At 69.9% G+C, this 13,547-nt stretch carries 12 protein-coding genes; 8 read left to right on the forward strand and 4 right to left on the reverse strand.

Annotated elements, in window-relative coordinates:
• Positions 1 to 89: 89 nt before the first annotated feature.
• The 5 genes from BU52_RS28345 to BU52_RS28365 all read left to right on the forward strand — a co-directional run bounded on the left by BU52_RS28345 (position 90) and on the right by BU52_RS28365 (position 2,550).
• A complete protein-coding gene (locus tag BU52_RS28345) occupies positions 90 to 698 on the forward strand; it encodes a hypothetical protein (RefSeq protein ID WP_078903488.1) in 609 nt (202 codons plus the stop codon).
• A 26-nt stretch (positions 699 to 724) separates the two neighbouring features.
• Complete coding sequence (locus tag BU52_RS35070; RefSeq protein ID WP_037939813.1) at positions 725 to 901, forward strand: hypothetical protein; 177 nt, start codon at positions 725 to 727, stop codon at positions 899 to 901.
• Positions 902 to 1,063: 162 nt separating this feature from the next.
• Positions 1,064 to 1,474 carry a BlaI/MecI/CopY family transcriptional regulator gene (locus tag BU52_RS28355; RefSeq protein ID WP_037939816.1) on the forward strand — a complete coding sequence of 137 codons (411 nt, stop codon included), beginning with the start codon at positions 1,064 to 1,066 and terminating at the stop codon, positions 1,472 to 1,474.
• A gap of 9 nt (positions 1,475 to 1,483) precedes the next feature.
• On the forward strand, positions 1,484 to 2,017 hold the full coding sequence (locus BU52_RS28360) for an amino-acid N-acetyltransferase (RefSeq protein WP_037939817.1): 534 nt from the start codon (positions 1,484 to 1,486) through the stop codon (positions 2,015 to 2,017).
• A gap of 197 nt (positions 2,018 to 2,214) precedes the next feature.
• The gene (locus BU52_RS28365) at positions 2,215 to 2,550 is read left to right on the forward strand and encodes a histone-like nucleoid-structuring protein Lsr2 (RefSeq protein ID WP_037939819.1); all 336 of its coding nucleotides are present in this window, start codon (positions 2,215 to 2,217) and stop codon (positions 2,548 to 2,550) included.
• Here the strand turns inward: BU52_RS28365 and BU52_RS28370 are convergent.
• Entirely contained in the window at positions 2,529 to 3,200 is a 672-nt protein-coding gene (locus tag BU52_RS28370; protein WP_037939820.1) for an SCO3374 family protein, read from the reverse strand. The two genes, BU52_RS28365 and BU52_RS28370, sit on opposite strands and share 22 nt — an antisense overlap.
• A 432-nt stretch (positions 3,201 to 3,632) precedes the next feature.
• Between BU52_RS28370 and BU52_RS28375 the strand changes: the two genes are divergently transcribed.
• On the forward strand, positions 3,633 to 6,158 hold the full coding sequence (locus tag BU52_RS28375) for an ATP-dependent Clp protease ATP-binding subunit (protein ID WP_037939822.1): 2,526 nt from the start codon (positions 3,633 to 3,635) through the stop codon (positions 6,156 to 6,158).
• 59 nt (positions 6,159 to 6,217) lie between these two features.
• Here the strand turns inward: BU52_RS28375 and BU52_RS28380 are convergent, their stop codons facing one another.
• Positions 6,218 to 9,307 (reverse strand): NACHT domain-containing protein, encoded by a 3,090-nt coding sequence (locus BU52_RS28380; protein WP_037939823.1) that lies wholly within the window; start codon positions 9,305 to 9,307, stop codon positions 6,218 to 6,220.
• Positions 9,308 to 9,375: 68 nt separating this feature from the next.
• On the reverse strand, positions 9,376 to 10,014 hold the full coding sequence (locus tag BU52_RS28385; RefSeq protein WP_037939824.1) for an HAD family acid phosphatase: 639 nt from the start codon (positions 10,012 to 10,014) through the stop codon (positions 9,376 to 9,378).
• Positions 10,015 to 10,456: 442 nt separating this feature from the next.
• On the opposite strand from BU52_RS28385, the gene BU52_RS28390 reads away from it, so the two are divergent.
• Positions 10,457 to 11,194 (forward strand): M23 family metallopeptidase, encoded by a 738-nt coding sequence (locus BU52_RS28390; protein ID WP_037939826.1) that lies wholly within the window; start codon positions 10,457 to 10,459, stop codon positions 11,192 to 11,194.
• A gap of 29 nt (positions 11,195 to 11,223) precedes the next feature.
• Here BU52_RS28390 and BU52_RS28395 read toward each other — a convergent pair whose 3' ends face one another.
• On the reverse strand, positions 11,224 to 11,820 hold the full coding sequence (locus BU52_RS28395) for a TetR/AcrR family transcriptional regulator (RefSeq protein ID WP_200881322.1): 597 nt from the start codon (positions 11,818 to 11,820) through the stop codon (positions 11,224 to 11,226).
• A 138-nt stretch (positions 11,821 to 11,958) separates the two neighbouring features.
• Between BU52_RS28395 and BU52_RS28400 the strand changes: the two genes are divergently transcribed.
• Complete coding sequence (locus BU52_RS28400) at positions 11,959 to 13,530, forward strand: MDR family MFS transporter (RefSeq protein WP_037939858.1); 1,572 nt, start codon at positions 11,959 to 11,961, stop codon at positions 13,528 to 13,530.
• The last annotated feature ends 17 nt before the right edge of the window (positions 13,531 to 13,547 follow it).

A 13,547-nucleotide genomic window follows, 5' to 3' on the forward strand; every position in this document is an offset into this window, starting at 1 on the left:
GCACGGCCTCCCAGCCACCCGGGTGGCACTCCGCGCCACACCTGAGCCCCATACGCGATGTTTGTCTGATTAGCGCGTATCGTCGCAGCATGCCCACGCCCTACGGATCCCGCGGCGGCATGGCGTTCGGCGCGGAGGAACTGCGCGTGCTCCGCCGCGCTCTCGCCCTCGCCCTGCTCCCCACCCCCGCCTCGGCCGACGACGTCCAGGACTGCCTCCGCCTCGCCGACTCCCTCGACGAGGCGTCGCGGGAGAGTGCCCGGCTGCGCGCCTTCCTCCTGGCCGACCTCGGCCGCTACCGCGCCGCCCTCCCCGGCACGGCTGCCGGCTACCTCACGCTCCTGGAGGAGGCGCTGGGCGCCGGATACCGCCCCCAGCCCGACGATCTGGCCGCCCTTCGCGCCCTGCGCGGCAACCCCACCGCCGCCGCCCTCCTGCACCACTGCGAGCGCACCCGCCTCACGGCCCTCCCCGGAGGACGCGGAGCAGCCGCCGACGACCAGGAGAAGAAGCCCGCGGAGAACCCCCCTGCCGGCCCGCACCCCGCACCGAACCCCAGCCCCGCCCCCGCTCCCACCCCGGCCCCGGCCCCCGGCACCCCCAAGCCCACTCGCCGCCCCGTCCCCACCCCCGGCGAGGTCTTCCCCCGCCGCAAACCCACGCCACCCCCGGCCGACCAGCACCTCGCCGCCGGCTGACGGCCCGCCCTGGCTACCCTGGATACATGGACTACGTCTCCGCGCTCCTCCCCCCGGCCGTCATGGCCGTCCTCTTCATCGCCGTGATCCGGGTGATCGTGAAGACCCAGGGTGGCGCCAACAAGACCAAGGAGGACGCGGCCGTCGACGCGGCCCTCGCAAGGACGGAGGGTGCGACCCCCTCCCCCAAGACGGACGCCTGACCACCCACTCGGCCCGGCCTGCCCGGCCCGCCGCCCGGCCCCGCCCCAGGGCGTACGACGCACCCTCGTACGCCCTTTTTCGTCGCGTTCATCCCGAACGACGCCCGTCCGGCACGCCATGACCGGGATCTCCCACTATGGTTCTGAGGTGTGCCTCGCCCATTGGGAGAACTCGAAGACGCGGTCATGACGCGGGTGTGGAAGTGGAACCGCCCGGTGACCGTTCGGGAAGTCCTGGAAGATCTCCAGAAGGAACGGTCCATCGCGTACACCACGGTGATGACCGTTCTGGACAATCTTCATCAGAAGGGCTGGGTGCGCCGAGAAGCCGAGGGCCGGGCCTATCGATATGAGGCGGTCTCCACGCGCGCCGCCTACGCCGCGGCCCTGATGAACGAGGCCTGGTCGCAGAGCGACAACCCCGCCGCCGCTCTCGTCGCCTTCTTCGGCATGATGAGCGAGGAACAGCGCCGGGCTCTCACGGACGCGGTACGGATCGTCCAGCTCCCCGAATCCCCCGGCGAGAAGCCCGAAGAGAACCCCGGCTCCGCCGGCGACCACGGCGGACGATAGCGTCCGCTCATGTCAGCAGACAGCCCCGAAGCCACCGCAAATGCCCTCACGGTCCGACGGGCCCGCACCAGCGATGTGCCGGCCGTGCGCCGTCTCCTTGACACCTACGTCCGCGGGGGCATCCTGCTCGACAAAGCGACGGTGACGCTTTACGAGGACATCCAGGAGTTCTGGGTCGCGGAACGGGACGACAACGCAGAGGTGGTCGGCTGCGGCGCCCTGCACGTGATGTGGGAAGACCTCGCGGAAGTCCGCACTCTCGCCGTGAAGCCGGGGCTGAAGGGCGCCGGCGTCGGTCACCGGGTGCTGGAGAAGCTGCTGGAGACGGCCCGCTGGCTCGGTGTTCGGCGCGTTTTCTGCCTGACCTTCGAAGTTGACTTCTTCAGCAAGCACGGCTTCGTGGAGATCGGCGAGACACCCGTCGACACCGATGTGTACGCGGAGTTGCTGCGCTCCTATGACGAGGGCGTCGCGGAGTTCCTCGGTCTCGAACGCGTGAAACCGAACACCTTGGGCAACAGCCGGATGCTTCTGCATCTGTGATCTGTGGGGTGCCCTATGTCCGAAACGCGCCTGTTTTCGTACCGGTTGCGGGCAGCGGGTCTCCGCCAGGGGTTTGTGTTTTTACGGCAAAAGCGGTTTGCTTTCCGCAGTACTGCTGTACTGCATATAACAAGGGGCGGCGATACGGCGGACGCCGGCACACCCCGGCCCTCAAGTTATCGATGAAAGGAAATCCGGTGGCACAGAAGGTTCAGGTCCTTCTTGTCGACGACCTCGACGGCGGCGAGGCGGACGAGACCGTGACGTTCGCGTTGGACGGCAAGACATACGAGATCGATCTCACCACTGCCAATGCGGACAAGCTCCGCGGCCTTCTCGAGCCTTACGTGAAGGGCGGTCGTCGCACCGGGGGCCGCGCTTCGGGTGGGCGCGGAAAGGCGCGTGCTTCTTCCGGTGGCAGCCAGGACACCGCGGCCATCCGCGCCTGGGCGAAGGAGAACGGTTACGAGGTCAACGACCGCGGCCGTGTCCCGGCGTCCATCCGCGAGGCCTACGAGAAGGCCAACGGCTGACCGTCGGCCTCGACAGCGGCGCCCGCACCGGCGCGCCGCAGCCGAACGCGGTGGATCTGCGTCGCCACCGTGTTCACCAGCCGCACGAGATCCGGGGGGCCGTCACAGTCCCCCTTCGCACCCCTCGTGCCCATCGCCGACAGCGTCGGCAGCGGGGCCCCGGCCCCGTGTTCCGGCTCGGGGGGCCGCAGCCACACGGCGGCCCCCTGCGAACCGCCCGGGACTCCCCCACGGCCGCCACGGGGCGGACCCCCGCGGGCGTCCCCGCCCGCGCCGGGGCCGGCGGGCCAGGGGGCCTCCATGGACCCTCCCGCCCCGATCGCCGTCAGATCCAGGTCGAGCGGCGGGCCCCATTCCAGCCACTCCAGCAGCCCCGGCAGTTCCTCCGCGCTGCCCGCAGCGACCAGCAGTCGCATCCGGCTGCCGCGCAGCGCCACCGGGAACCCCCACCCGAGGCGCCCCAGCGCCGCCCACCCCGCCTGCGCGGGCATGTCGAGGACGTCGAACCGCACCCCTGTCGCCAGCCGCGGCGGAGCCCCGGGCGCCGTGGGCCAGCCCAGGACGTTCTCGTACCAGTGCCTCACCTCGTCGTCACGCGGCGTGAGCGGTCGACGGGGAAGCGGTACGCCGGGGGAGGGGGGACCAGCCATGCCCCGCGCAACCCTCCGGAGCCCCGAAGGGTTACGTTGGGTCGCGTACCGTGAGCGGGGAGTGCCGGACCGGGGGGCGTGCGGGGGTGCGCGGAGGCGCAAGGTTGTTCGCCCGTAGCGGAGGGAACCCGTGCACTCGGCATGGACCGTCCGTAGCAGCGGGTAAGACATCCCTAGTGGGAGGGGGCGACACGCAGGGCGGGACGTCTCCCGTTCGCCATGGGCGTAGTGGCGATGGGGGTAACTGCCTGGCCTGCGGGAACATCGTCTCGCACCATCGGGTTGGAGCAGATGTCGGCGTTAGCGGGGTCAGGAGGCCATCGACGGTGTCGGCAGTTGGAATGAGCGGTCCCCGCTTGCGGGACTAAGCTGCGGAAGGACAGGGAGGGGAAGTTCCCCCCACTGCCTGACCGCTCTGAGGAGCGATTAACGATGTTCGAGAGGTTCACCGACCGCGCGCGGCGGGTTGTCGTCCTGGCTCAGGAAGAAGCCCGGATGCTCAACCACAACTACATCGGCACCGAGCACATCCTCCTGGGCCTGATCCACGAGGGTGAGGGTGTCGCCGCCAAGGCCCTTGAGAGCCTCGGGATTTCGCTCGAGGCGGTCCGCCAGCAGGTGGAGGAGATCATCGGGCAGGGCCAGCAGGCCCCGTCGGGTCACATTCCCTTCACCCCCCGTGCCAAGAAGGTCCTGGAGCTCTCGCTCCGCGAGGCCCTTCAGCTGGGCCACAACTACATCGGCACGGAGCACATCCTGCTCGGCCTGATCCGTGAGGGCGAGGGCGTCGCCGCCCAGGTCCTGGTCAAGCTGGGCGCTGATCTGAACCGCGTGCGGCAGCAGGTGATCCAGCTGCTCTCCGGTTACCAGGGCAAGGAGACCGCCACCGCCGGCGGTCCCGCCGAGGGCACGCCCTCGACGTCCCTGGTCCTCGACCAGTTCGGCCGGAACCTCACCCAGGCCGCTCGTGAGTCCAAGCTCGACCCGGTCATCGGGCGCGAGAAGGAGATCGAGCGGGTCATGCAGGTGCTGTCCCGCCGTACCAAGAACAACCCGGTGCTGATCGGTGAGCCCGGCGTCGGCAAGACCGCCGTCGTCGAGGGCCTCGCGCAGGCCATCGTCAAGGGCGAGGTGCCCGAGACCCTCAAGGACAAGCACCTCTACACCCTGGACCTCGGCGCGCTGGTCGCGGGCTCCCGCTACCGCGGTGACTTCGAGGAGCGCCTGAAGAAGGTGCTCAAGGAGATCCGCACCCGCGGCGACATCATCCTGTTCATCGACGAGCTGCACACGCTGGTCGGTGCGGGTGCCGCCGAGGGCGCCATCGACGCCGCCTCCATCCTGAAGCCGATGCTGGCCCGTGGTGAGCTGCAGACCATCGGCGCCACCACGCTGGACGAGTACCGCAAGCACCTGGAGAAGGACGCGGCCCTCGAGCGCCGCTTCCAGCCGATCCAGGTGGCCGAGCCGTCCCTGCCGCACACGATCGAGATCCTCAAGGGCCTCCGTGACCGTTACGAGGCGCACCACCGCGTCTCCATCACGGACGAGGCCCTGGTCCAGGCCGCCACCCTGGCCGACCGCTACATCTCGGACCGCTTCCTGCCGGACAAGGCGATCGACCTGATCGACGAGGCCGGCTCGCGGATGCGCATCCGCCGGATGACCGCGCCGCCGGACCTGCGCGAGTTCGACGAGAAGATCGCCGGTGTCCGCCGGGACAAGGAGTCCGCGATCGACTCGCAGGACTTCGAGAAGGCCGCCTCGCTGCGCGACAAGGAGAAGCAGCTCCTGGCCGCCAAGGCGAAGCGGGAGAAGGAGTGGAAGGCCGGCGACATGGACGTCGTCGCCGAGGTCGACGGCGAGCTGATCGCCGAGGTCCTCGCCACGGCGACGGGCATCCCGGTCTTCAAGCTCACGGAGGAGGAGTCCAGCCGTCTGCTCCGCATGGAGGACGAGCTGCACAAGCGGGTCATCGGCCAGGACGACGCCGTCAAGGCGCTGTCCAAGGCGATCCGCCGTACCCGTGCGGGTCTGAAGGACCCGAAGCGTCCGGGCGGCTCGTTCATCTTCGCCGGTCCGTCCGGTGTCGGTAAGACGGAGCTGTCCAAGGCGCTCGCGGAGTTCCTCTTCGGTGACGAGGACGCGCTGATCTCCCTCGACATGTCGGAGTTCAGCGAGAAGCACACGGTCTCGCGCCTCTTCGGTTCGCCCCCCGGTTACGTGGGCTACGAGGAGGGCGGTCAGCTGACGGAGAAGGTGCGCCGCAAGCCGTTCTCGGTCGTCCTCTTCGACGAGGTCGAGAAGGCCCACCCGGACATCTTCAACTCGCTGCTGCAGATCCTGGAGGATGGTCGTCTGACCGACTCCCAGGGCCGGGTCGTGGACTTCAAGAACACGGTCATCATCATGACGACCAACCTCGGCACCCGGGACATCTCCAAGGGCTTCAACCTGGGCTTCGCCGCCGCGGGTGACACGAAGACCAACTACGAGCGCATGAAGAACAAGGTCTCGGACGAGCTCAAGCAGCACTTCCGTCCCGAGTTCCTCAACCGCGTCGACGACGTGGTGGTCTTCCCGCAGCTCACGCAGAACGACATCCTGCGGATCGTCGACCTGATGATCGACAAGGTGGACGAGCGCCTGAAGGACCGGGACATGGGCATCGAGCTCTCCCAGTCCGCGAAGGAGCTGCTGGCCAAGAGGGGCTACGACCCCGTCCTGGGCGCCCGGCCGCTGCGCCGGACCATCCAGCGGGAGATCGAGGACTCGCTGTCGGAGAAGATCCTCTTCGGCGAGCTGCGTCCCGGTCACATCGTGGTCGTGGACACCGAGGGCGAGGGCGAGTCCCAGACCTTCACCTTCCGCGGCGAGGAGAAGTCGGCCCTGCCCGACGTCCCGCCGATCGAGCAGGCGGCCGGCGGAGCCGGTCCGAACCTGAGCAAGGACGCGTAAGCGCCCGGGCGAGCGAGAAGGGGCCGGTGCCTTCCGGGGCACCGGCCCCTTCGGCGTGTTCAGGACAGGGCGAAGGGGCGACCGCGGGAGACGGTGACCTCGGCGCCGGGGAACTGGGCGGAGTACGCGGCATCCACCGGCGGCGCGGAGGTCGCTGCGGGAGACAGCCGGACGGTGCGCGCGTTCGGGCAGAGCCGTGCCAGCGGGGAGAGGTCCGTGCCGGCCTGCAGGCTGTGCACGTACAGCTCGCGCACGCGCGGAAGGCTCGGTGCCCCGGTGGCCCGGGCGGCGAGGCGCGCGTCCACGGACAGCTGGTTCAGCGCGGGCAGCGCGGCCAGTTCGGCCCAGTCCTCGGGCCGCAGGGGTCCGACACCGTTGAGGTTGACATGGGTCAGCGTCTGCCAGCGGCTCAGGCCGCCCAGCCCTCCGGACCGGGCCCGTTCGCTCAGGTGGAGGTAGGCCAGCGGTGCGGTGGGAGGCAGCGCGGCCAGGCCGCCTTCCAGCGAGGTCATCACCGAGAGACTGCGCAGGGTGCCGAGGTGTTCGAGTCCGGAGACCCGTACGAGGTCGCTGAGCAGCACCTCCTCCAGCTCCAGCTCCGCCAGCGGTGACAGATCGCGGACCGAGGGGCAGTCGACGAGGTTCAGCATGGTCAGCGATGCCAGTTCGCGCAGTGGACGCAGGTCGTCGAGCAGCGAGTTGCCCGCCAGGACCAGCCGTTCCACAGCGTCGGGAAGGGCGCGCAGGAGCTCCCGGAGTTCGTGGTCGTCCCAGACGGTCAGGCGCTTGCGGCGGCCGATCCGCGGCAGGGCCCGCAGGGTCTCCGGGGAGGAGACCCGGATGAAGAAGTCGTCGGAGTCGACCCGGGCCAGCACCTCGTCGGCGTACGACTGCGCGTCGAAGCGTTCCCAGGCCAGCATGAGGTTCATCCGGACCCGGTCCGCCGGGTGCTCCGCGTACCGGGCGAGAACCGGGAGCGCCGCCTCGGAGCCGACGAGCGCGGCGGCCGTGGTGACCGCCTCGGCCTCCTCGTCCGAGAGGCCCTCCGGACCGGGCAGCAGTTCCAGGAGCAGCGGTCCTGCCTCGGCCAGGTCCCGGGCCTCCTCGGCGGTACGGGGCGGCAGGAGCGCGGACGCCAGCTCCTCGACCCGGCGGCGCACCGCCGGATCGAGCTCCGTGGCGTGCTCCAGGCAGGCCATGGCCAGCAACCGGGTCCGCTTGCCGGTGCGTGAGGTCAGCAGGCCGAGCAGCTCGGCCCGCTCCCGGGGCCGGGCCAGGGCCACCGCCATGCGGATCACGTCCGACCACTGGTCGTCGTCGGCATGCTGGGCGAGCAGGCCCAGGTCCCCCGCCTCCACGGCGGCCCGGGCCCCCAGGAAGTCCTGGAACGTGCGGTGGACGAAGTGGAGGGTGTCCGCGGTGGGGGCGAGGAGCAGGCCCGTGCGGATCAGGAAGTGGTCGAGCACCGCGGACGCGTCGCCGAGGCGGGATGCCGCCGGGACCGCCGGGAGGACCTCCGCGATGATCCGCTCAGCGCGGGAGCGGTCCATCTCCGTGCGGCCGTTGCGGATGAGCCAGTACGCGAGCCGCTGCAGGATCTGCAGCTGAGGCTCCTCGCTCAGCTCCGGGCCCGTCATGTCGCGCTCGCGGTCGCGTCGGACGAGGAGCATCGACAGGGCGGCCTCGTACAGCTCCTTGCGTCCGTGCGGGAGGTAGCCGCGCCGGTCCCGGTGCAGGGCGCAGATCAGCCCGCACATCAACGGGTTGGTGGCCAGCCTGCCGAGGTCCGCCTTGGTGCGTACCGCGTGCAGGAGCTGCTTCTCGTACGGGGCGAGCTGCCTGTCCTCCTCCGCGACCCCGCTCGCGGCCGCGCAGTGCCAGCGCCGGACGAAGGAGGTCACGTCCGCCGTGCTCATCGGGGAGAGGACCAGTTCGGTGAAGCCGTCGGTGGCCAGCCAGTCCTCCCGTACGGCCGAGGGCCGGGACGTGACGAGCCAGCCGTTGCCGGGATAGGCGGCCAGGAGGTCGGTGAGCCAGCTCCGCGCGCGCTCGCGCTCCGCCTCCGGGACCTCGTCGAGGCCGTCGACCAGGACGAGCCCCCGTCCGGCGGCCAGGACGCGGTCCTCCCAGCCGTCCGGCTGTGCTCCGGCCAGGGGGCTGCCGGTCGCGGAGAGGAAGGAGGCGGGGGCCGGGAGCCGCTCGCCGTGCCGGGTGAGGGTGCGCAGCGGGAGGACGAACGGCACCTTGCCGGTGAGGTGGGCCATCGTCTCCGAGGCGCCGGTGGCGGCGGACACGGCGAGCCACTGGATCAGCGTCGTCTTGCCGGAACCGGCGACTCCTCGCAGCAGTACCCGCTCGTGGTCGGCCAGCGCCTGGTCGGCCGGCCGGGCGGCATGGGCGGGAGGCTCCCCCTCGAAGACGGTGCGATCGGGCTCTTCCCCGCGTCCGGTGGCCTCCAGGCTCAGGTAGGCGGCGTCGAGCGGCCACTGGCGGGGGGAGTTGGCGAGGTCGATGCCGTAGATGGTGAGCCGGCTGTGCTTCTTCGCCAGGTGGGCGAGGTAGCGCCGCTCGAAGGCCGCGTCCCTGGCGTCGGGGCGGGGCACGCGGGTGAGCAGGTCGTCGACCTGTGCGATCAGCTCGGCCTGGGCGCGGGTCTGATGCACCAGGGTGCGGGCCACGAAGGTGGAGCGACGGGTGAAGAATTCCAGGATGTGCAGGCAGGCCCACTGCGTCGCCGAGTCGAGGAAGACGGAGGCGTCCGCGGTCAGGCCGTCAGGCGGCGGGGCCCGGTGGTGCAGCTGCTGGGCGAGCTCGTGGCTGCCCAGCCGCACGGCTTGGACGTCGTCCATGTCCAGGTCGCCGAGGGCGAGCAGCCGACGCGCCAGGGCGTCGGTCACGGCCGTCTCCTCGTCGGGCGGGAAGGGGCGCTCGCCGGGTGAGGCCACGGCCTCCGCCACCAGCCGGCCGGCGAGCCGGTGGACCTCCTTCTCACCCAGCGTGCGCTTCTCGCCCCTGAAGGACACCAGGTCCGTCAGCCGGACGGGCTTGTCCACGAGTCCGGCACCGGGCCCGTCCGGGACGAAGAGTCTGCGCACCAGCGGGCGGATCAGGCTGGAGGCCAGCCTGCCGCCCAGGACGGCGGGTTCCAAGCGCCTCACCCCCGTGCACGCGCTCCAGTGTGAACGGCTCCGAGGCTACTGGGAGTTGTGGGATCGCGTCAGGAGAGCTGACCGTTGTAGTCCGGCAGCTTGAAGGTCTTCTCGGCGTGGCCGCCCGACAGGTCTGTGGGGCTGTTGCCGATGTTGGCGATGATCGTGTAGCCCTTCCGTTCGATGGCGACGCGCTGGGCCGTCTTGTAGTCGGCGACGTTCTTGAACAGGTCGAGGAAGCCGCGGACGTACAGGCCGGAGGACTCGTAGCCGGCCTGGTCGAGGTTCCACTCGGTGGGCGCGTGGATGATGCCGGGACGGGCGGTCACGAAGAACAGGTCGACACCGCGTTCCTCGGCGTACCGGGCCACCTCCAGGACGGGCTCGTTGGCCGGCTGGGGGAAGCTGAATCCGAAGTCGGTCTCCAGGGCCGTGTTGTCGATGTCGAGCACGATCGCCTGCTTCTCGCCCGGCCCGGTGTCCGCGATCCGCTGCTTCACATAGGGCAGGGCCTGGTCCATGACCGCCCGGCAGTCCCGCTGCCAGGTGTCGTAGTCGACGTCCGCGGCGGCGGCCGGGGCCGCGGTCGCGACGGCGGGGGAGCCTGAGGGGGTTGTGGCCTCGGCCGGCGCGGCGAGGGCCACCAGTGCGGTCGCGGAGACGGCGGTCACCGATACGCGGCGCAACAGGGGGTGTCGGCTTCTCATGTCGTGGGGGGTCCTCTCACGTCCGTGACGCTGCCAACATGTCGTGTGCATGTTCGTGTGCGAGGGTGACGCGAGGTGAACCGTAGGGTTACCGGACGGTAGGTGCCTAGAGGCCTGCGCCACATTTCTGGCGCGGCGCACGCCATGCTCCGGTGACATGCTGCACAGGCGTTATGTCCGGTACTACCTGGAATAGTGAGAACGGGGCAGAAAGCAAATCGGACATTCAGCGCAATCCCTTGATCGATCAGCCTGAAATGGGTGTTTCGCCCTGTAAGGGGGCTCTGTCAAGAGACGTGCATCTCAAGCCGTAAGTACGACGTTACGTCGTAGATCACACCTTTGCGGCTTTTCGGACGGACGGGTTACCACTGAGTGGCCACCGCGGCGCGGTCCTGTGCGCCGGGTGGTTTTCCTCTGCTCCCTTCCTGATGAGGTTGAGATGTCCCAGCGCGTCACGTCCCGTTCCTCTCGTACGTCCCTGATCCGCACCCGCGCGGCCGTGCTCGCCGCCGGCCTGGGGGCCTCGGTCGCACTGGGGGCCGGGGTCGCGGTCGCCGTCGACACCACGGCCGCATCCGGCGCCGCCGGTGCCGTTCAGGCGCAGGTGGCCGCCCAGGCCGAGGCCGCGAAGGCGCAGGCCGCCGCGCAGGCCGATGCCGCGCAGGCCAAGGCCGCCAAGGCCGCCGAGGCCACCGAGGCGAAGAAGGCCGCGGCCGCGAAGGCCGTCCAGGCCAAGCAGTCCGCGGCGAAGAAGCAGGCGTCGTGGGTCTCGCCGGTGAAGAGCTACAAGCTGTCCGCGAGCTTCGCCCAGAACGGCGGCATGTGGGCCTCCAAGCACTCCGGCCAGGACTACGCCGTCCCCACCGGCACCCCGGTCCTCGCCACCCACGGCGGCACCGTCGTCAAGGCCGGCGGCAACGGCGCCGGCGACGGCCCCGCCTACGGCAACGCCGTCGTGATCAAGCACGGCAACAAGACGTACTCCCAGTACGCCCACCTGTCCTCGGTCAACGTGAAGGCCGGCCAGATCGTCAAGACCGGCCAGAAGATCGCCCTGTCCGGCAACACCGGCAACTCCAGCGGACCCCACCTGCACTTCGAGATCCGCACCAGCCCGAACTACGGCACCGCCGTCGACCCGGCGCAGTTCCTCCGCGCCAACGGCGTCACCCTCTGACCGGGGGCGCCCCGGGCGCGTGACGGTGCCTAGGCGGCCCCGGAGCCCCGGTGGGCCTGGGTGATCAGATCGGTGGCGACCTCGAGGACGGCCTTGCGCTTCTCCTCGGGGTCGCTCTCCACGTCCTGCAGGACGTGCATCCCCGCGTGCATGGTGAACAGGGCACTGACGCAGCGCACCTGGTCGACCAGATCGGCGTCCGGGTCCATGAGGATGTCCCGCAGCCCGAGCATGCGGGTCTTGAACATCTCGCCGATGCGCAGCTCGCGGACCGTCGCCTGGTTCTCCTGCATGAAGCGGAACAGCGGTGCGGCGCCCATCAGGGACTCGCTGTAGCGGCGGATGATCTCCTGCTTGGTCTCCAGCGAGTGCGGCTGCTGCCGCCCCCACTCGATCAGCTCCTCCACCGGCCGGGAGAGGTCCTCGAAGATGCTGACGAGGATCTCTTCCTTGGTCTTGAAGTGGTAGTAGAGAGCCGCCTTGGTGACGTCCAGATGCTCGGCGATCTCGCGCAGCGAGGTCTTCTCGTAGCCCTGCTCGGCGAAGAGTTCGAGGGCCACGTCCTGGATGCGCTGGCGGGTGTTCCCGCGGCGCCGCTGTCTGGTGCCGTCCATGGTGCCGCCCATCCTCCTGCTCGACCCGCCCTTGACAAAAACTTACTTGACGCCCGGCTAGTCGCGCGACTAGCTTCCGAGTACTAGCCGGGCGGCAAGTAAGTAGCGGTGGCCGCACCACAGTGGCCGGGGGAGTGAGAACCGATGGGGATGGCGGACACAGCGGTGGCGGGGGTCGCCGAGAAGGACGGCGGCAAGCAGCCGCGCAGCGTGCGGGTGATCCTGCTCGCACTCATGATCGCGATGATGCTGGCCATGCTGGACAACATGATCATCGGCACGGCGATGCCGACGATCGTGGGTGAGCTGGGCGGCCTGGAGCACCTGTCCTGGGTGGTCACCTCCTACACCCTCGCGACGGCGGCCTCCACTCCGGTGTGGGGCAAGCTCGGCGACATGTACGGGCGCAAGGCCACGTTCATGACGTCCATCGTCATCTTCCTGGTCGGCTCCGCGCTCAGCGGCATGGCGCAGAACATGGGTGAACTGATCGGCTTCCGCGCGGTGCAGGGCCTGGGCGCCGGCGGTCTGATGGTCGGCGTCATGGCGATCATCGGCGATCTCATCCCGCCCCGCGAGCGCGGGAAGTACCAGGGCATGATGGCCGCCGTCATGGCGCTGGCGATGATCGGCGGACCCCTGGTCGGCGGCACGATCACCGACAACTGGGGCTGGCGCTGGGCCTTCTACATCAACCTGCCGCTCGGCGCGGTGGCGCTGGCGGCCGTGGGCGTGGTCCTGCACCTGCCGAAGAAGCGGGCCGAGGCCGGCATCGACTACCTCGGGGTCGTCCTGCTGACCGTCGGCATCACCGCCGTCGTGCTGGTCACCACCTGGGGCGGCACGGAGTACGCCTGGACCTCCGCGCGGATCATGGAGCTGATCGGTCTCGGTGTCGCCTCGCTCGTCGGGTTCGTGTTCTGGCAGAAGCGGGCCGCCGAACCGGTGCTGCCGCTGCACATCTTCCGCAGCCGCAACTTCACGCTGATGTCCGTCATCGGCTTCATCACCGGCTTCGTGATGTTCGGCGCCACCCTCTTCCTGCCGCTGTACCAGCAGTCCGTGCAGGGCGCCTCGGCCACCAACTCCGGTCTGCTGCTCCTGCCCATGCTCGGCGCGATGCTGGTCACCTCGATGGTCGCGGGCCGGGTGACCACCAGCACCGGCCGGTACAAGGTCTTCCCGGTCCTCGGCAGCGCGCTGATGATCGTCGGCCTGTACCTGCTGTCCACGATGGACACCGGCACCTCCCGCTTCACCTCCGGCGTCTTCATGGCCGTGGTCGGTCTCGGTATGGGCTGTCTGATGCAGATCACCATGCTGGTCGCGCAGAACAGCGTGGAGATGAAGGACATGGGGGTGGCGTCCTCGTCCACCACCCTGTTCCGCACCCTCGGCTCGTCCTTCGGCGTCGCGGTCATGGGCGCGCTGTTCAACAGCCGCGTCCAGGACGTCATGGCCGAGAAGGCCGGCGCGCTGGGCTCCCAGGTGACCGAGCGGTCCGCCCAGCTGGACGCGGAGAGCCTGGCGAAGCTGCCGGAAGCGGCACGCGAGGCCTACCAGTACGCGGTGTCCTCGGGCACACACTCGGCATTCCTCCTGGGTGCCGTGATCGCGGTGATCTCGCTGGTCGCGGCCGTGTTCGTGAAGGAGGTCCCGCTGAAGGGCGAGGGTCCGGGCGGGAAGGCCGCCGGAGGTGCCCCGGTGACCGAGCCCGTCTGAGACTCCCCGAGCGGCAG

Origin of the sequence: Streptomyces toyocaensis, assembly GCF_000725125.1 — a bacterium.
Taxonomy (GTDB): domain Bacteria; phylum Actinomycetota; class Actinomycetes; order Streptomycetales; family Streptomycetaceae; genus Streptomyces; species Streptomyces toyocaensis.

Coding starts and splice junctions, on each gene's coding strand:
- BU52_RS28345 (WP_078903488.1), top strand. CDS start 90: ATGCCCACGCCCTACGGATCCCGCGGCGGCATGGCGTTCGGCGCGGAG.
- BU52_RS28395 (WP_200881322.1), bottom strand. CDS start 11,820: ATGGGCGGCACCATGGACGGCACCAGACAGCGGCGCCGCGGGAACACC.
- BU52_RS28400 (WP_037939858.1), top strand. CDS start 11,959: ATGGCGGACACAGCGGTGGCGGGGGTCGCCGAGAAGGACGGCGGCAAG.
- BU52_RS28360 (WP_037939817.1), top strand. CDS start 1,484: ATGTCAGCAGACAGCCCCGAAGCCACCGCAAATGCCCTCACGGTCCGA.
- BU52_RS28390 (WP_037939826.1), top strand. CDS start 10,457: ATGTCCCAGCGCGTCACGTCCCGTTCCTCTCGTACGTCCCTGATCCGC.
- BU52_RS28375 (WP_037939822.1), top strand. CDS start 3,633: ATGTTCGAGAGGTTCACCGACCGCGCGCGGCGGGTTGTCGTCCTGGCT.
- BU52_RS28370 (WP_037939820.1), bottom strand. CDS start 3,200: ATGGCTGGTCCCCCCTCCCCCGGCGTACCGCTTCCCCGTCGACCGCTC.
- BU52_RS28385 (WP_037939824.1), bottom strand. CDS start 10,014: ATGAGAAGCCGACACCCCCTGTTGCGCCGCGTATCGGTGACCGCCGTC.
- BU52_RS35070 (WP_037939813.1), top strand. CDS start 725: ATGGACTACGTCTCCGCGCTCCTCCCCCCGGCCGTCATGGCCGTCCTC.